At 66.0% G+C, this 23525-nt stretch carries 24 protein-coding genes; 13 read left to right on the forward strand and 11 right to left on the reverse strand.

Annotated elements, in window-relative coordinates:
* Window positions 1-19 precede the first annotated feature (19 nt).
* The 3 genes from ACO2Q5_RS07135 (at window position 20) to ACO2Q5_RS07145 (ending at window position 3277) form a co-directional block, all read left to right on the forward strand.
* Complete coding sequence (locus ACO2Q5_RS07135) at window positions 20-550, forward strand: DUF3035 domain-containing protein (protein ID WP_423289370.1); 531 nt, start codon at window positions 20-22, stop codon at window positions 548-550.
* 64 nt (window positions 551-614) lie between these two features.
* Window positions 615-1964, forward strand: coding sequence for a M16 family metallopeptidase (locus tag ACO2Q5_RS07140; protein ID WP_423289372.1), 1350 nt, complete (start codon window positions 615-617; stop codon window positions 1962-1964).
* Window positions 1961-3277, forward strand: a complete 1317-nt coding sequence (locus tag ACO2Q5_RS07145; protein ID WP_423289374.1) for a M16 family metallopeptidase — start codon at window positions 1961-1963, stop codon at window positions 3275-3277. Before ACO2Q5_RS07140 ends, ACO2Q5_RS07145 begins: the two co-directional genes overlap by 4 nt.
* 12 nt (window positions 3278-3289) lie before the next feature.
* Here the strand turns inward: ACO2Q5_RS07145 and ACO2Q5_RS07150 are convergent, their stop codons facing one another.
* Window positions 3290-3481 (reverse strand): DUF1674 domain-containing protein, encoded by a 192-nt coding sequence (locus ACO2Q5_RS07150; RefSeq protein ID WP_423289376.1) that lies wholly within the window; start codon window positions 3479-3481, stop codon window positions 3290-3292.
* A gap of 71 nt (window positions 3482-3552) precedes the next feature.
* Between ACO2Q5_RS07150 and ACO2Q5_RS07155 the strand changes: the two genes are divergently transcribed.
* Window positions 3553-4785: an RsmB/NOP family class I SAM-dependent RNA methyltransferase gene (locus tag ACO2Q5_RS07155; protein WP_423289378.1), complete on the forward strand. Its 1233-nt coding sequence runs from the start codon at window positions 3553-3555 to the stop codon at window positions 4783-4785.
* Here the strand turns inward: ACO2Q5_RS07155 and ACO2Q5_RS07160 are convergent.
* The 5 genes from ACO2Q5_RS07160 to dapB all read right to left on the reverse strand — a co-directional run bounded on the left by ACO2Q5_RS07160 (window position 4769) and on the right by dapB (window position 9601).
* On the reverse strand, window positions 4769-5314 hold the full coding sequence (locus ACO2Q5_RS07160) for a HutD family protein (RefSeq protein ID WP_423289380.1): 546 nt from the start codon (window positions 5312-5314) through the stop codon (window positions 4769-4771). The genes ACO2Q5_RS07155 and ACO2Q5_RS07160 overlap by 17 nt on opposite strands.
* A gap of 4 nt (window positions 5315-5318) precedes the next feature.
* Entirely contained in the window at window positions 5319-6482 is a 1164-nt protein-coding gene (locus tag ACO2Q5_RS07165; protein ID WP_423289382.1) for a DNA recombination protein RmuC, read from the reverse strand.
* Window positions 6479-8320, reverse strand: coding sequence for a DNA mismatch repair endonuclease MutL (gene mutL / locus ACO2Q5_RS07170; protein WP_423289384.1), 1842 nt, complete (start codon window positions 8318-8320; stop codon window positions 6479-6481). Before mutL ends, ACO2Q5_RS07165 begins: the two co-directional genes overlap by 4 nt.
* A 48-nt stretch (window positions 8321-8368) precedes the next feature.
* Window positions 8369-8728, reverse strand: a complete 360-nt coding sequence (locus ACO2Q5_RS07175; protein ID WP_423289386.1) for a dihydrodipicolinate reductase — start codon at window positions 8726-8728, stop codon at window positions 8369-8371.
* 63 nt (window positions 8729-8791) lie between these two features.
* On the reverse strand, window positions 8792-9601 hold the full coding sequence (gene dapB / locus ACO2Q5_RS07180; RefSeq protein WP_423289388.1) for a 4-hydroxy-tetrahydrodipicolinate reductase: 810 nt from the start codon (window positions 9599-9601) through the stop codon (window positions 8792-8794).
* A 95-nt stretch (window positions 9602-9696) separates the two neighbouring features.
* On the opposite strand from dapB, the gene rbfA reads away from it, so the two are divergent.
* From rbfA to ACO2Q5_RS07200, 4 genes are read left to right on the forward strand one after another with little or no spacing between them, the layout of a single operon-like run.
* Window positions 9697-10116, forward strand: a complete 420-nt coding sequence (rbfA, locus tag ACO2Q5_RS07185) for a 30S ribosome-binding factor RbfA (RefSeq protein ID WP_423289390.1) — start codon at window positions 9697-9699, stop codon at window positions 10114-10116.
* 1 nt (window position 10117) lies between these two features.
* Window positions 10118-10846, forward strand: a complete 729-nt coding sequence (locus tag ACO2Q5_RS07190; protein ID WP_423289392.1) for a phosphodiester glycosidase family protein — start codon at window positions 10118-10120, stop codon at window positions 10844-10846.
* A gap of 4 nt (window positions 10847-10850) precedes the next feature.
* Window positions 10851-11753 carry a tRNA pseudouridine(55) synthase TruB gene (truB, locus tag ACO2Q5_RS07195; protein WP_423289394.1) on the forward strand — a complete coding sequence of 301 codons (903 nt, stop codon included), beginning with the start codon at window positions 10851-10853 and terminating at the stop codon, window positions 11751-11753.
* Window positions 11750-12277 (forward strand): DUF1643 domain-containing protein, encoded by a 528-nt coding sequence (locus ACO2Q5_RS07200; RefSeq protein ID WP_423289396.1) that lies wholly within the window; start codon window positions 11750-11752, stop codon window positions 12275-12277. The genes truB and ACO2Q5_RS07200 overlap by 4 nt, the downstream gene beginning before the upstream one ends.
* Here the strand turns inward: ACO2Q5_RS07200 and ACO2Q5_RS07205 are convergent.
* The gene (locus ACO2Q5_RS07205; RefSeq protein WP_423289398.1) at window positions 12250-13242 is read right to left on the reverse strand and encodes a calcium-binding protein; all 993 of its coding nucleotides are present in this window, start codon (window positions 13240-13242) and stop codon (window positions 12250-12252) included. The two genes, ACO2Q5_RS07200 and ACO2Q5_RS07205, sit on opposite strands and share 28 nt — an antisense overlap.
* Before the next feature lie 316 nt (window positions 13243-13558).
* Between ACO2Q5_RS07205 and rpsO the strand changes: the two genes are divergently transcribed.
* Window positions 13559-13828, forward strand: a complete 270-nt coding sequence (rpsO, locus tag ACO2Q5_RS07210; protein ID WP_423289400.1) for a 30S ribosomal protein S15 — start codon at window positions 13559-13561, stop codon at window positions 13826-13828.
* Between the two features lie 300 nt (window positions 13829-14128).
* Here the strand turns inward: rpsO and ACO2Q5_RS07215 are convergent, their stop codons facing one another.
* Complete coding sequence (locus tag ACO2Q5_RS07215) at window positions 14129-14647, reverse strand: GIY-YIG nuclease family protein (protein WP_423289402.1); 519 nt, start codon at window positions 14645-14647, stop codon at window positions 14129-14131.
* Window positions 14648-14996: 349 nt separating this feature from the next.
* Between ACO2Q5_RS07215 and pnp the strand changes: the two genes are divergently transcribed.
* From pnp to ACO2Q5_RS07235, 4 genes are all read left to right on the forward strand, one after another.
* Window positions 14997-17147 carry a polyribonucleotide nucleotidyltransferase gene (pnp, locus tag ACO2Q5_RS07220; protein ID WP_423289404.1) on the forward strand — a complete coding sequence of 717 codons (2151 nt, stop codon included), beginning with the start codon at window positions 14997-14999 and terminating at the stop codon, window positions 17145-17147.
* A 243-nt stretch (window positions 17148-17390) separates the two neighbouring features.
* Window positions 17391-18491 (forward strand): Fic family protein, encoded by a 1101-nt coding sequence (locus tag ACO2Q5_RS07225; protein ID WP_423289406.1) that lies wholly within the window; start codon window positions 17391-17393, stop codon window positions 18489-18491.
* A gap of 77 nt (window positions 18492-18568) precedes the next feature.
* Window positions 18569-19771: a GTP-binding protein gene (locus ACO2Q5_RS07230; RefSeq protein WP_423289408.1), complete on the forward strand. Its 1203-nt coding sequence runs from the start codon at window positions 18569-18571 to the stop codon at window positions 19769-19771.
* Entirely contained in the window at window positions 19768-20061 is a 294-nt protein-coding gene (locus tag ACO2Q5_RS07235; RefSeq protein ID WP_423289410.1) for a DUF6525 family protein, read from the forward strand. Before ACO2Q5_RS07230 ends, ACO2Q5_RS07235 begins: the two co-directional genes overlap by 4 nt.
* Here the strand turns inward: ACO2Q5_RS07235 and ACO2Q5_RS07240 are convergent.
* From ACO2Q5_RS07240 to ACO2Q5_RS07250, 3 genes are read right to left on the reverse strand one after another with little or no spacing between them, the layout of a single operon-like run.
* Entirely contained in the window at window positions 20016-21635 is a 1620-nt protein-coding gene (locus tag ACO2Q5_RS07240; protein WP_423289412.1) for a dipeptide ABC transporter ATP-binding protein, read from the reverse strand. The two genes, ACO2Q5_RS07235 and ACO2Q5_RS07240, sit on opposite strands and share 46 nt — an antisense overlap.
* Complete coding sequence (locus ACO2Q5_RS07245; RefSeq protein WP_423289414.1) at window positions 21632-22555, reverse strand: ABC transporter permease; 924 nt, start codon at window positions 22553-22555, stop codon at window positions 21632-21634. Before ACO2Q5_RS07245 ends, ACO2Q5_RS07240 begins: the two co-directional genes overlap by 4 nt.
* 10 nt (window positions 22556-22565) lie before the next feature.
* On the reverse strand, window positions 22566-23480 hold the full coding sequence (locus ACO2Q5_RS07250) for an ABC transporter permease (RefSeq protein WP_423289416.1): 915 nt from the start codon (window positions 23478-23480) through the stop codon (window positions 22566-22568).
* Window positions 23481-23525: the final 45 nt, after the last annotated feature.

A 23525-nucleotide genomic window follows, 5' to 3' on the forward strand; every position in this document is an offset into this window, starting at 1 on the left:
CAGGATGTCGGGGGCAGGAATGCGGGCAAAATCCGGGGTGACCGCACTCGCACTGTGTGCGGGGCTGGCGCTTTCGGCCTGCGGCGGCAACGGCACGCCCGAGCTGATGCACATCCGCTCGGACGACGGGCCGGATGAATTCGCCATCCTGCCGCCGAAGCCGCTGGAAATGCCGGCCAGCCTGTCGGAACTGCCCGCACCCACGCCCGGCGGCACCAACCGCACCGATCCCACGCCGGAGGCCGATGCCATCGTGGCGCTTGGCGGCAAGCCGCAGGCGGCGGGCGGTATTCCGTCCGCGGATGCGGCACTTTACGCCCATGCTGGCCGCTTCGGCACCGAGGCAGGCATCCGCAGCACGCTGGCTTCGGAAGATCTGGACTGGCGGCGCGACAACAGAGGTCGCGTTCTGGAGCGGATGCTGAACGTCAACGTCTATTACAAGGCCTATGCGGCCATGTCGCTGGACCAGTATGCCGAACTGGCCCGCTGGCGCAAACTGGGCATTCCCACGCCCTCGGCCCCGCCGGACCCCGAAACCCTGAAATGATCGCGGGCCGCCCCGCCCTGTGCGGTGCGGTCCTCCGACCCCCTGCATATCCCGGGAGGCAGACATGCGCCTGTTCCGAACCCTGATCGCCGCCCTGTCGCTTTGCGCGGCCCCGGCCGTGGCTGAACAGGTCTCGACCTTCACGCTGACCAACGGGCTGGAGGTGGTGGTGATCGAGGATCACCGCGCCCCGGTGGTCGTGCAGATGATCTGGTATCGCGCTGGCGCCGCGGATGAGGCGCCGGGCAAATCCGGCATCGCGCATTTCCTGGAACATCTGATGTTCAAGGGCACGCCCAAATTCCCCGAAGGCGCCCTGACCCGCACGGTCGAGGACAATGGCGGCGACGACAACGCCTTCACCTCGTGGGATTACACCGCCTATTACCAGCGCATCGCCGTGGACCGGCTGGAGCTGGTGATGGAGATGGAAGCCGACCGGATGCGCAATCTGGAGCTGTCCGAGGACGACGTGCTGACCGAGCGGGACGTGGTTCTGGAAGAGCGCGCCCAGACCGCCGAATCCGATCCCGGCTCGCTGTTGTCGGAACAGATGCGAGCCGCGCTGTTCATGAACCACCGCTATGGCATCCCGATCATCGGCTGGCGGCACGAGATTGCCGCCCTGACGCGCGAGGATGCGCTGGCCTGGTATGAGAAATACTATGCGCCGAACAATGCGATTCTGGTGATTGCGGGCGATGTGACGCCCGATCAGGTGAAGACACTGGCCGAAAAATACTATGGCCCGATCAAACCCTCCGAAGGCATCGTCCCCCGTGTCCGCCCGCAGGAGCCGCCGCCCCTGGCCGAGCGCCGCATCACCATGACGGATGAGCGGGTGTCCGATCCTTACGTCTACCGCAGCTATCTGGCCCCGGAACGCGATCCGGGCGACCAGAAGACCGGCGCGGCGCTGGCCGTCCTCGCCTCTCTGCTGGGGGGCAACGGCCAGACCTCGGTCTTGGCGCGCGCGCTGCAATTCGACCGGCAGGTCGCCGTCTATACCGCCGCCTTCTATGACGGCACCAGCATCGACGACGGCACCTTCGGCTTTTACATCGTGCCTGCGCCCGGCGTCTCGCTGGCCGAGGCCGAGGCCGCGCTGGACGATACTCTGGCGCAGTTCCTGAAGGACGGGCCGGACCCCGCAGCTTTTGAACGGATCAAGACCCAGACCCGTGCCAGCGAAATCTATGGCAAGGACGACGTGCACGGCCTTGCCCGCATGTATGGCGAAGAACTGACCATCGGCCTGACGCTTGCCGATGTGCAGGGCTATGCCGCCGTGATCGACGCGCTGACCATCGACGATATCAAGGCTGCCGCGGCACTGGTGCTGAACCGCAAGGCCGCCGTGACCGGCTGGCTGAGCCCGCCCGAACCCGCCCAGCCCGCGGAGGCCGCAGAATGAAGATGTTCCGTCCCGTCCTCGCGCTGGTTCTGTCGGTCCTTGCCCTGCCTGCGCTGGCCGAAATCCGTATCCAGGAGGTCAAATCCCCCGGCGGCCTGACGGCCTGGCTGGTCGAGGATCACGGCATCCCCTTTACCGCGCTGGAAATCCGCTTCCGCGGCGGCACCTCGCTGGATCTGCCGGGCAAGCGCGGCGCGACCTATCTGATGACCGCGCTTATCGAAGAAGGCACCGGCGATCTGGACAGCCGCGGCTTTGCCGAGGCGCGCGATTCGCTGGCCGCGCATTTCAGCTTTGACACGGGCGCAGATGTCGTCTCGGTCTCGGCCATGATGCTGACGGAAAACCGTGATCAGGCGGTCGACCTGCTGGCTGGCGCGCTGACCGCGCCGCGGTTTGATCAGGATGCGGTGGACCGGGTGCGCGAACAGGTGCTGTCGAACATCCGGTCCGGCGAAAAGGACCCGGGCAGCATCGCCTCGCGCGAGATGGATGCCATGGCGTTTGGCGACCATCCCTATGCGACCCCGGGCGAGGGCACGGTAGCCAGCGTCACCGCGCTGACCCGGGATGACATGCTGGAGGCGCACAAGGGCGCCTTGGCCCGCGACCGGGTCTATATCGCCGCGGCAGGCGACATCACGCCCGAGGAACTGGGCCTTCTGGTGGACCGTCTGCTGGGCGGCCTGCCCGCGACCGGCGCCGCCCTGCCCGGCCGTGCGCCGTGGAACCTGACGGCGGGCGTGACGGTGATTGACTTCCCCTCGCCGCAATCCGTCATCACCTTCGGACACAGCGGGATCAAGCGTGACGACCCCGATTTCTTTGCCGCCTTCATCCTGAACGAGGTGATGGGTGGTGGCCGCTTCACCTCGCGCCTGATGACAGAGGTGCGGGAAAAGCGCGGGCTGACCTATGGCATCGGCAGCTATCTGATCGGTATGGATCAGGCGGAAATGGTGCTGGGGCAGCTCTCTGCCTCGAATGACAAGGCCGCGCAGGCGGTAGAGGTCATCCGGGCCGAATGGGCGCGGATTGCCGCAGATGGCCTGACCGAGGCGGAGCTGGCCGCGACCAAGACCTATCTGACCGGCGCCTATCCGCTGCGGTTTGACGGCAATGGCCCGATCGCCTCGATGCTGGTGGCTATGCAGATGGACGGTTTGCCCATCGACTATCCGAACACCCGCAACGAAAAGATCGAGGCGGTGACGATGGAAGATGTGAAGCGGGTGGCCGCGCGGCTGTTCCTGCCGGATGCGCTGCGTTTTGTGGTGGTCGGCCAGCCGCAGGGGCTGACCTCCTCTCCCTGAACGGCTTGGCCGTCAGAAATCGACGGCCAGCCCCTTCTTTTCCCAATCGCCATAGCGCACCGGCTCCAGCCCGTCTCGGCCGCCGTATTCCTTCGGACGGTCGACGGCATCGGCGGCCTTGCGGCGCTCCTCCGCCTCGGCCAGCGCGCGCAGGGCGGCGGGGGGAAGATCTGCGGGGGGCATGTCGGGTTTCTGATCGGACATCGGGGCTGTTCCTTGTGCCGCTTCCGGGCCTGATATAGGGCCGCAGGTCAAAGGGTGCAAAGGAGATCGGCATGGCAGAGGGCGTGGCAGCGCGGGCGGCGGCGGTTCAGATGCTGAATGCCGTGCTGGGCGAAGGCCGGATGCTGGCGGATCTGCCCGAACCGGACCTGCCCCCCGGCGACCGCGCCCGCGCGCGGCGGCTGGCGGAAGAAGTGCTGCGCCGGGTGGAGCCCGCCGACCGGGTGCTGGCGCCGCTGATGCGCAAGGCGCCGCCCCTGCCCGTGCTGAACGGCCTGCGGCTCGCCGTGGTGGAACTGTCGCTGGGCGCCGCACCGCATGGCGTGGTGAATGCCGCGGTGGCGCTGGTGCGGCAGGGCAAGCGGACGCAGCACCTTTCGGGCCTTGTGAACGCCGTGCTGCGTCAGGTGGAGCCCGCCGCGCTGGCCACGCAGCCGGTGCAGAAACTGCCGCGCTGGATGCGCCAACCCATGGTCCATGCCTTTGGGCGTGAGGCTGTTGCCGCCATCGAGGCGGTGCATGCCCTGACACCGCCGCTGGACCTGACCCTGCGCGACGGGGCCGAAGCACCGGAAGGGCTGGCTCTGCCGACCGGCAGCCTGCGGCTGGCCGCGGGCGGTCAGGTCTCGGCCCTGCCGGGCTATGCCGCGGGCGGCTGGTGGGTGCAGGATGCCGCTGCCGCGCTTCCCGCCCGGCTGATGGCTGCGCAGCCCGGCGAGCGGGTGCTGGACCTCTGCGCCGCGCCGGGTGGCAAGACGATGCAGCTGGCCGCCGCGGGGGCGCAGGTCACCGCGCTGGACATCAGCGGGCCGCGGCTGGCCCGCCTGCGCGAGAATCTGACGCGCACCGGCCTGCCGGCCGAGGTGGTCACCGCCGATGCTTTGGTCTGGACGCCCGAGGCACCGTTTGACGCCGTACTGCTGGACGCGCCCTGTTCCGCCACCGGCACGGTGCGGCGGCACCCGGACCTGCCCTTCGTCAAGGACGGCTCGGAACTCGACAACCTGACCGCCTTGCAGGACCTTCTGATCGACCGCGCGCTTGGCTTTCTGAAACCGGGGGGGCGGCTGGTCTTCGCCACCTGTTCCCTGTTGCCCGCGGAGGGCGAGGACAGGATCGCCGCCGCCCTGACCCGCCACCCCGGCCTGCGCGCCGATCTGCCGGACCTGCAAGGCGTGGAACCCGCATGGACCAGCGGCGGCGGGCTGCGGCTGCGCCCGGATTACTGGGCGGATCTGGGCGGGATGGACGGGTTCTTCTGCGCGCGGCTTACCCTGCCGGGCTGATCAGCCCCGCGGGCAGCGCCACGGCCAGCACCGGCCAGATCCCCGCCACAGTGACCGCGTCTTCGGTCAGGAGCAGATCGCCCCCCGACAGCGCCTGCCCGCTGACCATGACCGGCCCAAGCGCATAGACCGCCCGCAGCGGCCCCGGCGGCAAAAGGCTGCCGTTATGTTCCACCGTCACTGCGGGCCGCGGCAGGCTGCGCGCGGTCATCACGTTGAAATCCTCGGATTGCTGGCCTTCGGTCTCGGTCGCCATCAGCGCCACATCGCCCGGAAAGGCCACGGGCACCAGCGTCTCGCACCGGAAATCGAGGCCCGCACCCGTCAGCCGGAAACCCGGGCCGCTGAGGACGGTCAGGTTCCGCTCAATCCCCGGGAACAGCGAGAACGGCCCGTCTTCCACCACCGCCGCCCGCGACAGACGGATCAGCAGGCCGTCCGGCCCGTCCCTCCGCCACATCTCGACCGTAAAGCCACGGCCGTTCTTCCACGGCTGGCGGGTGTAATCGGCTTCGGTCAGATGGATCATTCGCCTACTCCGCCGCATCCTTTGGCCCCGGCAAGGCGAGCGTGGCATCGGGGGCCAATTCCTCGAAATCGAAATTGTCCAGCCGCCGCGCGCGTTTGGACGCCTTGTCCGAGGAGATGCGGATTTCCTCGATATCCTTGGCCGCCATCTGGAAATGCCGGTCCAGATTGCCCACCCGGGTTCCCAGCCGGTCCACATCGGCATAAAGCAGCGCCAGTTCCTTGCGGATCGCGCCTGCCTGTTCGCGCATCCGCGCATCCTTCAGCACGGCGCGCATGGTGTTCAGCGTGGCCATGCAGGTGGTGGGCGACACGATCCAGACCTTGGCGGCAAAACCTTCGCGCACGATTTCGGGGAAGTTCGCATGCAGTTCGGCATAGACCGCCTCGGACGGCAGGAACATCAGCGCGCCGTCGGCGGTTTCTCCCTCAAGGATATACCGCTCGGAAATCGCCCGGATATGGGCGCGCAGCGCGCTGCGCATCAGGCTGGCCGCCTCGGTTTGCGCGCGGGGGCTGTCGGCGCGACGCAGGGCTTCATAGGCCTCCAGCGGAAATTTAGCGTCGATGGCGATGGGGCCGGGCGGTTTCGGCAGATGCACCAGACAATCCGCCCGCCGCCCGTTCGACAGCGTGGCCTGCATCGTATAGGCATCCGTCGGCAGCGCCTTCTGCACGATGTCATGCAGCTGGATTTCCCCAAAGGCGCCGCGGGTCTGCTTGTTCGACAGAATGTCCTGCAGGGACAGCACATTGCCCGACAGCTTCTCGATCTTCTCCTGCGCCTTGTCGATGGTTTCCAGCCGCTGCTGCAATTCGCCCAAGGACCGCGCGGTGCGGGTGGCGGTGCCGTGCAGCGCCTCATTCATCTGGCGCTGCACCTCGGCCAGACGCGTCTCCATCAGCCGCAGCATGCCGGTCTGGGCGGCGGCCTGCGCCTCGGAGACGTGATGCAACCCGCCAGCCAGCCGCTCCTGCCCGTCGGACAGGCTTTGGACGCGCTGGCCCATCCACGACAGCTCGCGCAACAGCGGCTCCGCCGATCGGGCCGAGCGGCGGGCCGCCGACAGGATCAGCAGCAGAACCAGCGCCACCACCCCGACAACGGCGCCAAGGACCAAAACCTCGGGCGAGGTCCATTCATAGCTTTGACCGAACAACGTAATCATCTGCGCCCGAACAACCGCTCAATATCATGCAGCTTCAGCTCGACCCATGTCGGGCGGCCATGGTTGCATTGGCCCGAGGACGGCGTCGCCTCCATCTCGCGCAGAAGCGCATTCATCTCTTCGGGCCGCATCTGCCGCCCGGACCGGACCGAGCCGTGGCAGGCCACCCGCGACAGCACCGCGTCGATCCGCGCGCGGGTGCCGTGGCTGGCGCCCAGATCGGCCAGTTCGTCCAGCACATCGCGCAAGAGCGCCGCCCCGTCCACCGCGCCCAGAATGGCCGGGGTTTCGGTGATCGCAACCGCGCTGCCGCCGAAGGGTTCCACGATCAGCCCGGCTTCGGCCAGACTGTCCGCCGCCGACAGGACCAGCGCCGCATCGGACGGGGACAGCGTCACGATTTCGGGGATCAGCAACGGCTGGCGCGCGATCCCCGTCTCAGCCAGCTGCCGTTTCAGCCGCTCATAGACCAACCGCTCATGGGCCGCATGCTGGTCCACGATGACGATGCCGTCCGCCGTCTGCGCGACGATCCAGTTTTCATGCAGCTGAGCCCGGGCGGCCCCAAGGGGAAAGGCCTGCGGTGCGGGTTCCGGCATAGCCGGACCCTCAGCCGGGCGGGCCAAGGGCGCCTCGGCAAAGCCCGGCGCAGGGATGGCAGGCGCCTGAAACGCCAGCGCCTGCCCCAGCACCGCCTGCGAAGGTCGGGCGGGCAGATCCGGGCGGGCGGGCAGTTCAGGCCGGAACGCCGCGAGCGTCTCTGCCGCCACCGTGGTCGAGGCGCGGTGCCCCGCCCCCGACAGCGCGGTGCGCAGGGCAGTGATGATCAGCGACCGCGCGGCATCCGGCTCGCGGAAGCGGACCTCGGCCTTGGCGGGGTGGACGTTCACATCCACGCGTTCCGGGTCCACAATCAGGTTCAGCACCGCCGCGGGGTGCCGGTCGCGGCTGAGGACGTCGAAATAGGCCGCCCGCAGCGCGCCCAGAAGCAGCCGGTCGGCGACCGGGCGGCCATTGACGAACAGGTATTGCTGCGCCGACGACCCGCGGGAATAGGTGGGCAGGGCCGCATAGCCCCGCAGCCGCAGCCCGTCCCGCTCGGCATCCACCGCCATCCCATTGGCGGTGAAATCCGCACCCAGAAGCCGGGTCAGCCGCCCGTGCAGCGCATCGAACAGATCGCCCGGCTCCGGGTCCAGCCGCAGGACGGTGCGGCGGTCCTGCCCCGACACTTCGGTCAGGGTAAAACCCACCGTCGGCTCGGCCATGGCCAGCCGCTTCACCACCTCGTGCAAGGCCTGCGCCTCGGCCCGGTCGGTGCGCAGGAACTTCAGCCGCGCCGGCGTGGCGTGGAACAGGTCGCACAGCTCCACCACGGTGCCCGCGCTCAACGCCGCCGGGCGCGGCCCGTCGATCCGCCCGCCGTGGCAGGCGATCAGCGCCGCCTCATGCCCCTGCGCGCGGGAGGTGATGGTCAGCCGCCCCACGGCGCCCAGCGAGGGCAGAGCCTCGCCCCGGAAGCCGAAGCTGCGGATGTTCAGCAGGTCCGTCCCGTCGATCTTGGACGTGGCATGGCGCGACAGCGCCAGCGGCAGGTCCTCCGCCGTCATGCCGCAGCCGTCATCCGTCACCCGGATCAACGTCTTGCCGCCATCGGCATAATCGACTGCAATCCGCCGCGCGCCCGCATCCAGCGCGTTTTCGACCAGCTCCTTCACGGCAGAGGCAGGGCGTTCCACCACCTCGCCCGCGGCAATGCGGTTGATCGCCGCCTCATCCAGTTGGCGGATCACCGGACGGCCGGAGGCTTCCGTTATCTTGGGGTTATGCAAGGTCATCTCACGAGATGTAGCAGGCCTGTCCGAGTCGTGAAAGGACCGTGGCGCCTATTCCAGCCGGAAGCGCGCGCTTTGTCCGGCGCCGCGGTCCACGGTAAAGCGCATCTCGGCCGTGCCGCGCGCCTCGACCAGCTGGCAGTTCCAAGCGATCTCACGCTTGCCCCACAGCATTTCCCGGCAGAAATGGCCGTCCTGCCAGACCCAGGTGCCGCTGACCGGGCGGCCCATGGCCTTGCCACCGATCTGGCCGTCCGGCGCCACCCGAAGCTCCAACCCGAAGGCGGCGATGCGCAAAGCGCGGCCTTTGACCAGCGACAGGAATTCGGCCCGGTCATGGACCGCAACGAAATCCTGCGCCTGTGCAGACAGTGGCAGCAACAGAAGAACGACGGCAAGAAGACGGGCCATATGCGCCTCCGATCCGGATCACCTGATGCATACGGACCAAAGGCGCAGACGGATCAGCCGGGATCAGAGCCCCAGCACATCCATCATGTCATATTCTCCGGGCTTCTGCCCCTGCCCCCACAGCACGGCCCGCAATGCGCCACGGGCAAAGATCGCCCGGTCGGTGGCCAGATGGCGCAGCACCACCCGTTCGCCGTCGGCGGCAAAGATCACGTCATGTTCGCCCACGATATCGCCGCCGCGGATGGCCGAAAAGCCGATGGTCCCGCGGCCGCGCGCCCCGGTGATGCCATTGCGGCCGGAGACTTTCGCCTCTTCCAGCGAGACACCGCGCCCATCCGCCGCAGCCTGCCCCAGCATCAGCGCCGTGCCCGAGGGGGCGTCGACCTTCATCCGGTGATGCGCCTCGACCACCTCGATATCCCAGTCCTCATCCAGCGCGGCGGCGATCTTCTGGGTCAACCGCACCAGAAGGTTCACGCCAAGGCTCATGTTCCCGGCGCGGACGATCACTGCATGGCGGGCGGCAGCGGAAATCTTTGCCAGATGCTCCGCCTCCAGCCCGGTGGTGCCGATCACATGCACCGCCCGGGCCTGTGCGGCCAAGGCGGCAAATTCCACCGTGGCGGCGGGGGCGGTGAAATCCAGCACCCCCTGCGCCTGCGCGAAGGCGGCCACCGCGTCATCGGTCACCGGCACGCCCATCGGCGCCCCGCCCAGACATTCGCCCAGATCGCGGCCCACCCACGGGTGCCCGGCGCGTTCCACGCCCGCCACCAGCCGCGCCTTGCCGCTGTCGGCCACGGTCTTCGTCAGCATCCGGCCCATGCGGCCCGACACGCCCGTGATCACGATTCCCGGCAGTTCTTCCATGGCACCCTCCTATGGCTGGCCCTTCGTTTAGCGCCCGCCTGCCCGCGGCGAAACCCCGCCGTTGCGGGCCGCCGCGATTCCGCATATCTGGAGGCATGGCCAAACGCACCTCCTCCGGTCAGGGCCCCTCGCAGCGGCAGCTGCGCGTGGGCGAACTGATCCGCCGCACCTTGTCTGACATCCTGAACCGGGGCGAAATCCACGACCCCGAGCTGAATGCCATGCCCATCACCGTGGGCGAGGTCAGCTGCTCGCCCGATCTGAAGGTGGCGACGGTCTATGTCATGCCGCTTCTGGGCACCTCTCCGGTGGAAGAGGCGATCAAGCTTCTGGCCCGCCACAAGGGCGAACTGCGGCACCGCATCTCGCAGGAAATGTCGCTGAAATATGCGCCCGACCTGCGGTTCCGCCCGGATGAGACCTATGACCGGCTGGATGAAACCCGGCGCCTGTTCGCGGATCCTTCCGTACAGCGCGATCTAGACACGCCCGCCGATGATGAGGACGAGGGCTGACATGCGCCGCCTTCTGGCCCTGCTGGCGCTGGTCCTGCCGCAGGCGGCGGGCGCGGCGACCTGCCGGGATGAGGTGTTCGAGGATATCCCCTTCACCCTGTGCGAAGTCACCGCAGAGGACGATCTGCGGCTGTTCCTGAACGGCCCCTCCGGCCCTTATGGCAGCTTCCGCGCCATCGACCGCGCTTTGGCGGATCAGGGGCAGGCGCTGTCCTTTGCCATGAACGCGGGCATGTATCACCGCGACCTGTCGCCCGTGGGCCTGTTCGTGGCCGATGGCGTGCAGGAGGGGGAGCTGGTCACCCGCGAGGGCCCCGGCAACTTTGGCCTCTTGCCCAACGGGGTTTTCTGCTGGGGCGATGGCAGCTATCGCGTCATCGAAAGCCGCCGTTTCCGCGACACCGCGCCCGCCTGCCGCTATGCCACCCAATCCGGCCCGATGCTGGTGATCGGCGGCGAGTTGCACCCGCGTTTCCTGCCCGACAGCGATTCGACCTACATCCGCAACGGCGTGGGCGTCTCGGCCGATGGCGCGCGGGCCGTCTTCGTGATCTCGGGCCGGGCGGTGAACTTTCACCTCTTCGCGCGCTTCTTCCGGGACGGGCTGGGCCTGTCGGATGCGCTGTATTTCGATGGCAATATCTCGCGGCTCTATGCGCCGCAGCTGAACCGCCACGATGCCGGTTTCCCGATGGGGCCGATCGTCGGGACCGTGGTTCAAAAGGACTGATCAGATGGCAAAGACGCGCAAGGGCCGCCCGGTGCATGGCTGGGTGATCGTGGACAAGCCCGCGGGCATCGGCTCCACCGATGTGGTGAACAAGGTGAAATGGGCGTTTCAGGCGCAGAAGGCCGGGCACGCGGGCACGCTGGACCCCGATGCCACCGGCGTTCTGGCCGTGGCCCTGGGCGAGGCGACCAAATGCGTGCCGGTCGTGGCCGATGCGCTGAAATGCTATCGGTTCCGCGTCACCTTCGGCGCGGCGACAAGCACGGATGATGCCTCTGGCACGGTCACCGAAACCTCGGCCCTGCGGCCCGATGATGTGCAGATCGAGACCGCGCTGCCCGCCTTTCGCGGCCAGATTTCGCAGGTCCCGCCGCAGGTCTCCGCGGTCAAGGTCGATGGCGAGCGCGCCTATGACCTTGCCCGCGAAGGGGTGGAGATGGATCTTGCCGCCCGGCCTTTGTGGGTCGAGCGGCTGGTCGTGCTGGACCGCCCCGATGCCGACCATGTCGATCTGGAGATGGTCTGCGGCAAGGGCGGCTATGTCCGCGCCATCGCCCGCGATCTGGGCCGCACGCTTGGCTGTCTGGGCCATGTGCAATGGCTGCGCCGGGAATGGTCCGGCCCGTTCGATGCCGCCAAAGGCGTGACGATGGACCAGATCGAAGCCCTGGCCCGCAGCGAAGAAATCGACAGCCTGCTGTCGCCGCTGGAGCTGGCGTTGACCGATCTGCCGCAGATGCAGGCCACCGCAGAAGGGGCGGTGCGGCTGCGCAACGGCAACCCCGGTCAGGTGCTGGGCACGGCGCCTTATGGCGAGGAGGTCTGGGTCGTCCATCAGGGCCGCGCCATGGCCCTTGGCCGTTATATGGGCGGCGAAGTGCATCCTTCGCGCGTGTTCAACCGGTGATCCGGCGGACGCACCGGAGCGGGGAGATCCTGTCCGAGGCGCTGTATTCCGACTGTGGCGCCTACCGCTACCGGCTGTCACGGCACTGGGGCGACGGGCCGGGCTGGCTGTTCGTGATGCTGAACCCTTCCACCGCCAGTGAACTGGCGAATGACCCGACCATTGCGCGCTGCGAGGCCCGCGCCCGCCGCATGGGGGCACCGGGCTTAGCGGTGGTCAACCTCTTCGCCCTGCGCAGCCCCTATCCCCGCGCCTTGTCTGTGGCGGAAGATCCGGTCGGGCCGGAGAATGACCGGATCCTGTCCGACGCCGCGCGGCAGGCCGGTGCCGTCCTTTGCGCCTGGGGCAATCACGGCGGGCTTCTGAACCGGGCGGCGCGGGTGCTGGCGCTGCTGCGGGCCAGCGGGCGGCCACTATACCACCTGGGGCTGACGCAGCAGGGCCAGCCGTTCCACCCGCTCTATCGCGCCATGGATCTTGCGCCCACGCCCTGGGATCAGGCCGCCAGCAACCGGATGTCCTGAACATCCACAGGGCCGTTGACGATCGCCACCGGCTGACCGTCCAGCATGATCTGGGTCGAACTGCCGTCCTCGGACGGCTCCACACTCAGCTGCGGGTCGGCATGGCTGGCGGGATCGAAGACCACGACGATCTGATCCTCGGCCGAGTCGTAATCCGAAATCGTGGCATAGCCGCCTTCATCCAGCCATTGCGTCAGGACAAAGTCATCCGATCCCGCCCCGCCATGACCAAAGTCCCCGGCGCCGAGATGCAGCTCATCATCCCCGTCGCCGCCATTCAGAAAATCCACCTCGCCGTCATCGGCATCGGGAAAGGCCCCGCGCAAGGTGTCCGCGCCAGCGCCGCCATCCAGCGTGTCAGAGCCGAACCCGCCGGTCAGGCTGTCATCGCCCTCCCCCCCGGCCAGCCAGTCATCGCCATCACCGCCTGACAACGTATCCGCGCCGGTGCCGCCCAGCAGGGTATCTGCCCCGGCACCGCCGGTCAGGCTGTCATCGCCCCCTTCGCCGGCCAGCCAGTCATCGCCGTCATCGCCCGTCAGCGTATCGGCCCCTTCGCCGCCATGCAGTTCGTCCGCTCCTGCGCCGCCCGTGACAAAGTCATCCCCGTCACCAGCCCAGATCCGGTCTGCCCCGTCACCGCCATCCAGCGTGTCATCGCCGGCCCGGGCATTGATCTGGTCATCCCCTGCCCCGCCCGAGATCTGATCAGCACCGTCTCCGCCATCCATCAGGTCATCACCCGCACCGCCCGTCAGCGACAGCGGCGCATCCGGATCATCGGGCGTATCGTCGGTGACGATGCCGTCCGGCCCTTCCGGTTCCAGCAGAGAGCCGCCGTCCTGTCCGCCCTCCGCCTCTTCGGGTTCGGGCTCCGGCTCATCCCCGGTGCGGGACAGGGCGATGGCACCTTCGGCCACCACCCCGGCGAAAACGGCCCCCAGCAGCCCGAAAAGTGTCAGCATCCCACGAACCCCGCGACACCGCCGCACCCCTGCGGCGTTAACCATATTTTCCGCCAAGCGATTGAATTCAGCGAAAAAACCGACTCTCTGTCTATCACGAATCTGCGATGGCAAAAAGCCCCTGCCCCGGCTGCTTGCGCCCCAAACGCGGCGAAACTTCGGCAAATGGTAAAGACCGGGGCCGCCGACAGGAAAAGCTTGCGTTTTTCGGGGAATCCCCCTAAGCGCGCGCATCCCCTTTGTGCAAAGGGGACAAGGGCCTTGCTGGACGACATCCCGGCCTGTGCTGTCAACGCCAACCCGGAAGGAGCATCCGATGTCGATCACTGTCGAAGAAAAAGCGCGTCTCATCAAGGAATACGCGACCAAGGAAGGCGACACCGGTTCGCCCGAAGTCCAGGTCGCCATCCTGTCGTCGCGCATCGCCACCCTGACCGAGCACTTCAAGAGCCACAAGAAGGACAACCACTCCCGCCGTGGCCTTCTGATGCAGGTCGCACAGCGCCGCAAGCTCTTGGACTATCTGAAGTCGAAGGACGAAGCCCGCTACCAGTCGCTGATCCAGCGCCTCGGCCTGCGCCGCTGAGCCTGTCGCACAGGTTTCATGGAAACGTCCGCGGGGAAACCTGCGGGCGTTTTCGTTTCGGGCGATGTGCTGCCGGACAGCAGACGGGATGTGGCCTTTGCGGACGAAGTATTCGTTTGCTGCACTGGCAGCATGGTCAGGGCTCAATGTCCGCTACGCGCAGAAAGCAGAATTTGCGAAGTCATGCCCACGCAGCATCTAGAATGTTGCGGCGCAACATGCAGTTCCGAACCTTCGTGGCAGCAGCAACCTATCGCCGCGCGCGACACCGCTTCATCTCATCTCAACACGTCCAGTGCCTTAGTCCCAGTCAGGCTCGTCACCCCTATCCTCGTAGTGTGCTTCGTGCGCGCCACATTCTAGGCACATCATTCCACCTGCGGTCTCAACCTCTGTCCAACCGCAAGCCCAGCCACAGCGCGGGCAGAATTCGTCTACCTCGAACTCGCCCCAATGCCAAGGACTGGCGTACACCGGGATGGCATCACTATCGAGACCAATGATTTCGAAAGGATCGCCCTCGGTTGCAAGGAATGCGTTGGTGGAATGGCTATGGAGTGCGTCGAAGATTTGCTCTGGATCCACACTGAACCATTCGCCACGCACCACATCGTCTTTGAGGCGCTTATGCAGATCGGCCTCAACTCGCCGATCTTCCGCACGGTCCTTTGTTCGAATGAACCCCATGACAGCGATCTCCCGAGGGTTGCCTGTCTGAAGGTTTCGCAGTCTTCTTGGGATATCATTCGAATAGCCAACCTTGACCGAATAACGCCAGTCGCCACCGGGGTCCCGCTCAGCGAAAAAATATACTGCCATCTAGTCATCCGATAATGTGTAGAATTATTTTTTAAACAGTGGATGAAAGTGTGCGGCGGTCAAGGGGGCTCAATCATCAGCGTCTGCAAAGGGCTGGCAGCGGACCACTGCACCAGCCATAATTGGGTGGGTTTGCGGGACCGGTGTGGGCTCAAACCTGCCCGACGGCCCCTGTGCGGACCGCCCGCACATCTCCGCGCTTCCCAACCCGGTGGTTTTCCTGTATGGCCCCCGCCATCTGTGACGTGACGCCCTTGGCCCCGGGCACATGCAAAGGATTGGGGCGGCGGCAATGGGGCCGCCAGATGCGGGGCTGCCGGCAGGGGCCGGACCCCGAGAGGAAATGAACATGTTCAACGTTACCAAGAAATCCATCCAGTGGGGCAACGAAACGCTCACGCTGGAAACGGGGAAAGTTGCCCGTCAGGCCGATGGTTCCGTCATCGCCACGCTGGGCGAGACGCAGGTCATGGCCAACGTGACCTTCGCCAAGCAGGCGAAGGAAGGTCAGGACTTCTTCCCGCTGACCGTCCACTACCAGGAAAAATACTATGCCGCGGGCAAGATCCCCGGCGGCTTCTTCAAACGCGAAGCGCGCCCGTCGGAAAAGGAAACGCTGGTTTCCCGCCTGATCGACCGGCCCTGCCGTCCGCTGTTCGTCGAAGGCTTCAAGAACGAAGTGCTGGTCATGGCCACCGTTCTGTCCTGCGATCTGGTGAATGACCCCGATATCGTCGCGATGATCGCCGCCTCGGCCGCGCTGACCGTGTCGGGCGTGCCCTTCATGGGGCCGATCGGCGCCGCGCGCGTGGGCTTCTCGAACGGTCAATACGTTCTGAACCCCGCCATGGATGACATGACGCAGCTGCGCAACAACCCCGAGCAGCGTCTGGACCTTGTCATCGCCGGCACCAAAGACGCCGTGATGATGGTGGAATCAGAAGCCTATGAGCTGACCGAAGACGAAATGCTGGGCGCCGTGAAATTCGGCCACGAGCAGATGCAGCCGGTGATCGACCTGATCATCGACCTGGCCGAAGAAGCCGCGAAAGAGCCTTTCGACTTCCAGGCCCCCGATATCTCGGCGCTGTATGCCAAGGTCGTGGCCGCGGGCGAAACCCAGATGCGCGCCGCCTTCGCGCTGCGCGACAAGCAGGAACGCACCAACGCGATCTCGGCCGCCGTGGCTGCCATCAAGGCCGGCCTGTCGGACGAAGACCGCGCGGACAAGACCCTCGGCTCGGCGATCAAGAAGCTGGAAAGCTCGATCCTGCGCGGCGACATCATCAACGGTGGCGCCCGGATCGACGGCCGCGACAACAAGACCGTCCGTCCGATCGTCGCGGAAACCGGCGTTCTGCCGCGCGCCCATGGCTCGTCGCTGTTCACCCGCGGGGAAACCCAAGGGTTGGTCGTGACCACCCTTGGCACCGGCGAGGATGAGCAGATCATCGACGCGCTGAACGGCAACTACCGCTCCAACTTCCTGCTGCACTACAACTTCCCGCCCTATTCGGTCGGCGAAGTGGGCCGCGTGGGTTCGCCCGGCCGTCGTGAAATCGGCCATGGCAAGCTGGCATGGCGCGCGCTGCAGGCGGTTCTGCCCGCGGCGACCGACTTCCCCTACACCGTCCGCGTCGTGTCCGAGATCACCGAATCCAACGGCTCCTCTTCGATGGCGTCGGTCTGCGGTGGCTCGCTCGCCATGATGGATGCGGGCGTTCCGCTGAAGGCGCCGGTGGCCGGTGTGGCCATGGGCCTGATCCTGGAAGAAGACGGCCGCTGGGCCGTGCTGACCGACATCCTTGGCGACGAGGATCACCTCGGCGACATGGACTTCAAGGTTGCGGGCACCGCGGCGGGCATCACCACGATGCAGATGGACATCAAGGTCGCGGGCATCACGCCCGAGATCATGGCGCAGGCTCTGGCGCAGGCCAAGGACGGCCGTCTGCACATTCTGGAAGAGATGAACAAGGCGCTGTCGGCGCCGCAGGGCTTCTCGGAATATGCGCCGAAGATCGAAACCATGTCGATCCCGACCGACAAGATCCGGGAAGTCATCGGCTCGGGCGGCAAGGTCATCCGCGAGATCGTGGAAGTGTCGGGCGCCAAGGTCGACATCAACGATGACGGCGTGATCAAGATCGCCTCGAACGACCAGAAGGCCATCAAGAAGGCCTATGACATGATCTGGTCGATCGTGGCCGAGCCGGAAGAAGGCCAGGTCTACACCGGCAAGGTGGTGAAGCTGGTCGATTTCGGCGCCTTCGTGAACTTCTTCGGCAAGCGCGACGGTCTGGTCCACGTGTCCCAGATCGCCAACAAGCGCCTGAACCATCCGAACGAAATTCTGAAGGAAGGTCAGGAAGTGAAGGTCAAGCTTCTGGGCTTTGACGACCGCGGCAAGGTGCGCCTTGGCATGAAGATGGTCGATCAGGAGACCGGCGAAGAAATCGCCCCCGAGAAGAAGGACAAGGAAGAGTCGGCCGAAGGCTGATCCCTTTCCGCAGAACCAGCAAAGGCCCCGGGAAACCGGGGCCTTTGTGTTTATCGGACCTACCATGGAATCGCGGCAAACCGGCTCGCTGCGTGCAAACTCGCAGCAAAACAGTTTGATGATATCAATACGGCATCTCCGTATTGTCAACCTGACTAGCTGTTGTTAGGCTCGCAGCAAGACAGGTTGATGTTATCAGGAGAGCAAATCTTATCCATCAAACCACTCGACCTGTCGCAGGCAGTGCACTATCACGCCGGACAGTTTCCCCCGCAGGCCCTTGATTACGAGGCGCTGCTGCCCGCGCTGGAAGATGCCGCGACCTCGCTGGCGCGCTATGACGAAAAGCTGAAAGGCATGATCAACAGCGCATTGCTGCTGTCTCCGTTGCGTCGGCAGGATGCCGTATCCTCATCGCGCATGGAAAACACCATCTCGACCATCGAAGAGGTCTACCGTCTGGAGGCGGAAGAGGATGCCGCGACACCGGACCCCTACCGCGAAGCCCGAAACGATGATGTCGAGACTTTCCTCTATTCCCGGGCCATGCGCATGGCAGAAGACGCCCTGCGCGCAGGCCAGCCTTTGTCCGAGCACCTGATCCGCTCGATCCATCAGATATTGCTGTCCTTCGGACGCGGTGCTCATAGAAATCCGGGCAGTTACAAGGCCGAACAGAACTACATCGGTGATGAACGCAGCCGTGTCGTGCGCTTTGTCCCGATCCCGCCCGAGCATCTTGGCCCGGCCATGCAGAAGCTTGTGGCCTTCATCGGCGCCCCCAATCCGCGCCCGCTTTTGCGCACTGCGATTGCGCATGTCGAATTCGAAGCGCTGCACCCGTTCGAGGACGGCAACGGGCGGATCGGCCGCATGCTGATCACGCTGATGCTGTGGCAGCTGGGACTTCTCAGCCAGCCGCATTTCTTTGTGTCAGGCTATTTCGAGAGCCATAAGGATGAGTATATCGAACGGATGCGGCAGGTCTCGGCCACGGAGGACTGGACCGGCTGGGTCATTTTCTTTCTGACCGCCCTGCATGAGCAGGCCCGGCACAACATCGCCACAGCCGACGCGATCCAGACCCTCTATACCGACTGGCGCGAAAGGTTCCAGGCCCTGTTGGCCTCACAATACCATGACCGGGCGCTCGACTACATCTTTGCCAGTCCGGTCTTCCGCAATGACCGCTTTGTGGAACGCTCCGGCATTCCGCCGCATTCGGCGCGGACACTCTCGCGCCGCCTTGTCGAGGCGGGATTTCTCCGGACACTGGAGCCTTCGTCCGGTCGGCGGGCTGCGCTTTATGCCTTCGATCCCCTGTTGAATTTGCTGAAAGTCTGATTGCGGCCTGCATTCTTGCGCTTGCGGGCTTTTCGGTAGGCATATATGTAATGTTATTACATTATGAGGTCAAAGCCATGCCCGATCCCCGCCTGCCCGTCACCGTCCTGTCCGGCTTTCTGGGGGCCGGAAAGACCACCCTGCTGAACCACGTGCTGAACAACCGCGACGGCCGGCGGGTGGCGGTGATCGTCAACGACATGTCCGAGGTGAACATTGACGCCGATCTGGTGCGCGAAGGCACCAGCCTGTCCCGCAGCGAGGAAAAGCTGGTCGAGATGTCGAACGGCTGCATCTGCTGCACCCTGCGTGATGACCTCTTGACCGAGGTGCGCCGTCTGGCCGCCGAGGGGCGGTTCGACTACCTGCTGATCGAATCCACCGGTATTGCCGAGCCGCTGCCGGTGGCCGCCACCTTCGATTTCCGCGATGCCGAGGGGAACAGCCTGTCGGATGTGGCGCGGCTGGACACGATGGTCACCGTGGTCGATGCGATCAACCTGCTGCGCGACTTCTCCAGCCATGATTTTCTGGCTGACAGGGGAGAGAGCCTTGGGCCGCAGGATGACCGCTCTCTGGTCAACCTGCTGACCGAGCAGATCGAATTCGCCGATGTGGTGATCCTGAACAAGGTGTCCGATGCCGGGCCGGAGCGGGCTGAGGCTGCGCGCAAGATCATCCGCGCGCTGAACCCCGAGGCCCGGCTGATCGAAACCGACCACTCCCGCGTGGCGGCGGAGCAGATCTTTGACACCGGGCTTTTCGACTTTGACCGGGCGTCGATGCATCCGCTTTGGGCGCAGGAATTGTATGGCTTTGCCGACCATACGCCCGAGACCGAGGAATACGGCATCACCTCTTTCGTCTATCGCGCGCGGCGCCCGTTCCATCCGGCGCGGCTGCATGCGGTGCTGAACGGCGCCCTACCCGGCGTGATCCGCGCCAAGGGGCATTTCTGGATCGCCACCCGGCCCGATTGGGTGGCCGAATTCTCGCTGGCGGGCGCGGTATCCTCCGTCTCGCCCTTGGGCCGATGGTGGGCGGGCGTGCCGCTGGACCGCTGGCCGCAGCACCCGGATGCGCTGCAGGAGGTGGCCGCGAAATGGCAGGAGCCGTGGGGCGACCGGCGGCAAGAGATCGTCTTCATCGGCGCGGGCCTGGACGAGGTGGCGATCCGCGCGGCGCTGGACGGCGCGCTGATGCCTGCGGCAGGCATGACGCTGGACGCATGGGCAGGGCTGGAAGACCCCTTCCCCCGCTGGGGCGCGCAGGCGGCATGAGGAACCTGTCCTCCCCCCGCGCCCGCTTGCGGGCAGCGAACCCCATGCGCCAGCATGATGCCCTGCCCGCAGCCCTGCGCGCATGGGCGGCCACCGCCGCCCTGCCGTGGAGCGCCCGCAGCCTCCGCCGCCTGTGGGCGCGGGCGATCCGGGACACCGGATGTGAGTCCAAGGCGCTGGACCGCCTGAGCCGGGCCGAGGCCGCCACCCTGCAGCGGGAGGCGGTCCGGGTCTGGGGCGCGGGTTACCCCGCCGCCAGTGCCGCCCGCGCGGCGCGGCGTTCGGCCTGAACATCCGGGTCGGGGTCCAGACCGGCGGCCAGCAGGCGCTGCGTATAGACCTCGCGCGGGGCGCCGAACACCTGAGCCACGGTGCCCAGCTCGACCACCCGGCCCTTCTGCATGACCATCACATGATCGGCAAAGTCGCGCACCACCGGCAGGTCATGCGCGATGAAGATAAAGCTGATGCCCAGATTCTTGCGCAGCCCGTCCAGCAGCTCGATCACCTGCGCCTGCACCGACACATCCAGCGCCGACACCGCCTCGTCACAGATGATCAGCTGCGGCTCCAGCGCCAGCGCGCGGGCAATGGCGATGCGCTGCCGCTGCCCGCCCGAGAACTGGTGCGGATAGCGGCTGGCCATCTCGGGCTTCAGCCCGACCTGCGCCAGCAGTTCGGCCACGCGGGCCTTCCACTTTTCCTTGGGCAGGATTTCGGGGTGGATGATCCAGGCCTCGGTGATCAGCTGCCAGACAGTCATCCGGGGATTCAGACTTTGCGTCGGGTCCTGGAACACCATCTGCAACTCGCGCCGCAGCTTATACAGCTCGGCCGGCGGCATGGAGAACAGGTCCCGCCCCTTCCACAAAGCCTGCCCGCCCGATGGCTCTTCCAGCCGCAGCATCATCTTCGCCACGGTGGATTTACCCGAGCCCGACTCGCCCACGATGGCCAGTGTCTCCCCCGGCATCAGATCGAAGGATACGCTCTCGACCGCGGTGAATTCGCCATAGACCTTGCGCGCATTCTTGACCGACAGGACCGGCTGACCCGCGGGCAGCGGGGCGTGCATCTCGCCCTTGCCCGGCGCGGCACCGATCAGCTTTTTGGTATAGGGATGCGAGGGGTTCTTGTAGACCTGCCGGGTGGGGCCGGTCTCGACCACCTCGCCCGCGTTCATCACCACGACCCGGTCGGCGATCTCGGCCACCACGCCAAGATCATGGGTGATGATCAGGATGCCCATGCCGGTTTCCTGCTGCAATTCGTCCAGCAGGGCCAGAACCTCGGCCTGAACGGTCACGTCCAGCGCCGTGGTCGGCTCATCCGCGATCAGAAGGTCCGGCTTCAGCGCCAGCGCCATGGCGATCATCAGCCGCTGCCGCTGGCCGCCGGAAAACTCATGCGGGTATTTCTTCAGGCTGGCCGCCGGGTTGGGGATGCCCACCCGGGTGACCAGACGCAAGGCCTCGGCCCGGGCGGCGGCGGCGGTGGCGCCATGCGCGGTCAGCGCCTCTTCGATCTGCCAGCCCACGGTGTAGACCGGGTTCAGGTGGCTGAGCGGGTCCTGAAAGATCATGGCGATGCGCTTGCCGTTGATCTCGCGCCGGGCGGCCGCGGGCATCGACAGCAGATCACGCCCGTCGAACAGGATCGTGCCGCTGGTGATGCGGCCCGGCGGCATGTCGATCAGGTTCATGATCGCCGAAGACGACACCGACTTGCCCGATCCGCTTTCACCCAGGATCGCCAGCGTCTCGCCACGGTCCAGCGCGAAGCTGACGTTCTTCACCGCCTTCACCGTGCCGGCCGCGGTGTGGAATTCGACCGAAAGGTTGCGGACTTCCAGAAGATGGCTCATGCCTCGGCCCCTTTCTTGGTCTGGCGCATTTCCAGACGCCAGCGCTGCGTCGGGTCCAGCGCAATCCGCATCCAGTTGGACAGAAGGTTCAGCGACAGCGTGGTCAGGATGATGGCCAGACCCGGCCAGAACGACAGCCACCAGGCATTGGTCAGGTATTGCTTGCCCTGCGCGATCATCAGGCCCCAGGTGATGTCCGGCGGCTGAATGCCGATGCCCAGGAACGAGAGCGAGCTTTCGGCCAGCATGACGAAGGCGAAGTCCAGCGTGGCAATCGTCATCAGCGTGGGCAGCACCACGGGCAGAATGTGCCGGAAGATGATCCGCCGGGAGGAGGCGCCCATCACCTTGGCCGCCTGCACGAACATCCGTTCGCGGATTTCCAGCACTTCGGCGCGGGTGGTGCGCAGATAGACCGGGATCCGGGTGATCGAGAGCACGATGATCAGGTTAGAGACCGAGGGACCGAGGATGTAGAGCACGACGACCGCGATCAGCAGCGACGGAAAGGACATGATCACATCGGCCAGCCGCAGGATCACCTGACTGGTGCGCTTGCCCGCATAGCCCGCGATCAGCCCCAGCACCGTGCCCATGATGGCCGAGAACAGCACCGCGCCCGCGGCCACCATCATGGTGTTCTGCGTGGCCACGATGATCCGCGCCAGAAGCGGGCGGCCAAGTGCATCGGCCCCGAAAACCCAAAGCCAGCCGCGATCCCATTCGAACGGGGGGGCATTGCGGCCGCGCAGGTTCTGCTTCTGGGCGGCCGCGTCCAGCCAGGCCGGCCCGATCACCGCCATGATCAGGATGACCAGCAGGAACAGCACCGCGACCAGCGCGAATTTGTCGGCCCAGAGCATCCGGGCAAAGCGCACCAGCGGCTTCGGCTCGTCAGGAATGGTGTTGATATGCGTCATCTCTGGCCCCTCAGTGCCGGATGCGGGGATCGAGCAGCGAATACGCCAGGTCGATCAGCAGGTTCATCAGGAAGATGGCGATGGCGGTGACCATGATCGCGGCCAGCACCACATTGAAATCGCGTTGCAGGATGGAATCGATCATCAGCTTGCCCACACCGGGGAAGCCGAAGATCGTCTCGACAATCACCGCCCCGTTCAGAAGTGCCGCCGCCTGATCGCCGATCACGGTGATCACGGGCAGCATGGCATTGCGCAGGGCATGCACAAAGATGATGGGCCGGGATTTCACGCCCTTGGCCCGCGCGGTCTTCACATAGGCTGAGGACAGCGCCGTGATCATCGACCCGCGCACGACCTGCACGATCAGGCCGAAGGGACGGATGAACAGCACCGCCACAGGCAGGATCCAGTGCCAGACCGATCCGGTCCCCGAGGTGGGCACCCAGCCCAGACCCACGGCAAAGACCACGATGCCCACGATGGCCACCCAGAAATCCGGGGCCGAGGCACCGATCAGCGAGGTGACCGAAGCCACCCGGTCAAAGAACCCGCCCGCCCGGAACGCCGCAAGCGAACCGATGACGATGGCGGCGGCGGTGACCAGCGACATGGTGATGACCGCGAGCTGCAGGGTCCACCAGAAGGATTCGATGACCACGTCAAAGGCGGGGCGCGCCTTGCGGATCGACTCGCCCATGTCCAGATGCAGCAGGTCCCAGATATAGCGGCCGAACTGGACCATGATCGGGTCGTTCAGGCCATGAACCTCGCGGAACTGCTGGCGCATTTCCTCGGAGGCTTCGGAGGGCAGATACAGCGCCGCCGGATCGCCGGTCAGACGCGACAGGAAGAAGACTGCCACGATCAGCAGCACAAGCGAAATCAGGCTGGCAAAGGCCCGTTTGCGAATGAAAACCAGCATCGTGGCCCCCTGGGTGATGCGGCGGGAGGGCAGCCCCCGCCGCAG

The organism is Neotabrizicola sp. VNH66 (assembly GCF_049445895.1).
In the GTDB taxonomy this organism is placed as follows: domain Bacteria; phylum Pseudomonadota; class Alphaproteobacteria; order Rhodobacterales; family Rhodobacteraceae; genus Pseudogemmobacter.

Coding starts and splice junctions, on each gene's coding strand:
- ACO2Q5_RS07135 (WP_423289370.1), top strand. CDS start 20: ATGCGGGCAAAATCCGGGGTGACCGCACTCGCACTGTGTGCGGGGCTG.
- ACO2Q5_RS07140 (WP_423289372.1), top strand. CDS start 615: ATGCGCCTGTTCCGAACCCTGATCGCCGCCCTGTCGCTTTGCGCGGCC.
- ACO2Q5_RS07145 (WP_423289374.1), top strand. CDS start 1,961: ATGAAGATGTTCCGTCCCGTCCTCGCGCTGGTTCTGTCGGTCCTTGCC.
- ACO2Q5_RS07150 (WP_423289376.1), bottom strand. CDS start 3,481: ATGTCCGATCAGAAACCCGACATGCCCCCCGCAGATCTTCCCCCCGCC.
- ACO2Q5_RS07155 (WP_423289378.1), top strand. CDS start 3,553: ATGGCAGAGGGCGTGGCAGCGCGGGCGGCGGCGGTTCAGATGCTGAAT.
- ACO2Q5_RS07160 (WP_423289380.1), bottom strand. CDS start 5,314: ATGATCCATCTGACCGAAGCCGATTACACCCGCCAGCCGTGGAAGAAC.
- ACO2Q5_RS07165 (WP_423289382.1), bottom strand. CDS start 6,482: ATGATTACGTTGTTCGGTCAAAGCTATGAATGGACCTCGCCCGAGGTT.
- mutL (WP_423289384.1), bottom strand. CDS start 8,320: ATGACCTTGCATAACCCCAAGATAACGGAAGCCTCCGGCCGTCCGGTG.
- ACO2Q5_RS07175 (WP_423289386.1), bottom strand. CDS start 8,728: ATGGCCCGTCTTCTTGCCGTCGTTCTTCTGTTGCTGCCACTGTCTGCA.
- dapB (WP_423289388.1), bottom strand. CDS start 9,601: ATGGAAGAACTGCCGGGAATCGTGATCACGGGCGTGTCGGGCCGCATG.
- rbfA (WP_423289390.1), top strand. CDS start 9,697: ATGGCCAAACGCACCTCCTCCGGTCAGGGCCCCTCGCAGCGGCAGCTG.
- ACO2Q5_RS07190 (WP_423289392.1), top strand. CDS start 10,118: ATGCGCCGCCTTCTGGCCCTGCTGGCGCTGGTCCTGCCGCAGGCGGCG.
- truB (WP_423289394.1), top strand. CDS start 10,851: ATGGCAAAGACGCGCAAGGGCCGCCCGGTGCATGGCTGGGTGATCGTG.
- ACO2Q5_RS07205 (WP_423289398.1), bottom strand. CDS start 13,242: ATGCTGACACTTTTCGGGCTGCTGGGGGCCGTTTTCGCCGGGGTGGTG.
- rpsO (WP_423289400.1), top strand. CDS start 13,559: ATGTCGATCACTGTCGAAGAAAAAGCGCGTCTCATCAAGGAATACGCG.
- ACO2Q5_RS07215 (WP_423289402.1), bottom strand. CDS start 14,647: ATGGCAGTATATTTTTTCGCTGAGCGGGACCCCGGTGGCGACTGGCGT.
- pnp (WP_423289404.1), top strand. CDS start 14,997: ATGTTCAACGTTACCAAGAAATCCATCCAGTGGGGCAACGAAACGCTC.
- ACO2Q5_RS07230 (WP_423289408.1), top strand. CDS start 18,569: ATGCCCGATCCCCGCCTGCCCGTCACCGTCCTGTCCGGCTTTCTGGGG.
- ACO2Q5_RS07235 (WP_423289410.1), top strand. CDS start 19,768: ATGAGGAACCTGTCCTCCCCCCGCGCCCGCTTGCGGGCAGCGAACCCC.
- ACO2Q5_RS07240 (WP_423289412.1), bottom strand. CDS start 21,635: ATGAGCCATCTTCTGGAAGTCCGCAACCTTTCGGTCGAATTCCACACC.
- ACO2Q5_RS07245 (WP_423289414.1), bottom strand. CDS start 22,555: ATGACGCATATCAACACCATTCCTGACGAGCCGAAGCCGCTGGTGCGC.
- ACO2Q5_RS07250 (WP_423289416.1), bottom strand. CDS start 23,480: ATGCTGGTTTTCATTCGCAAACGGGCCTTTGCCAGCCTGATTTCGCTT.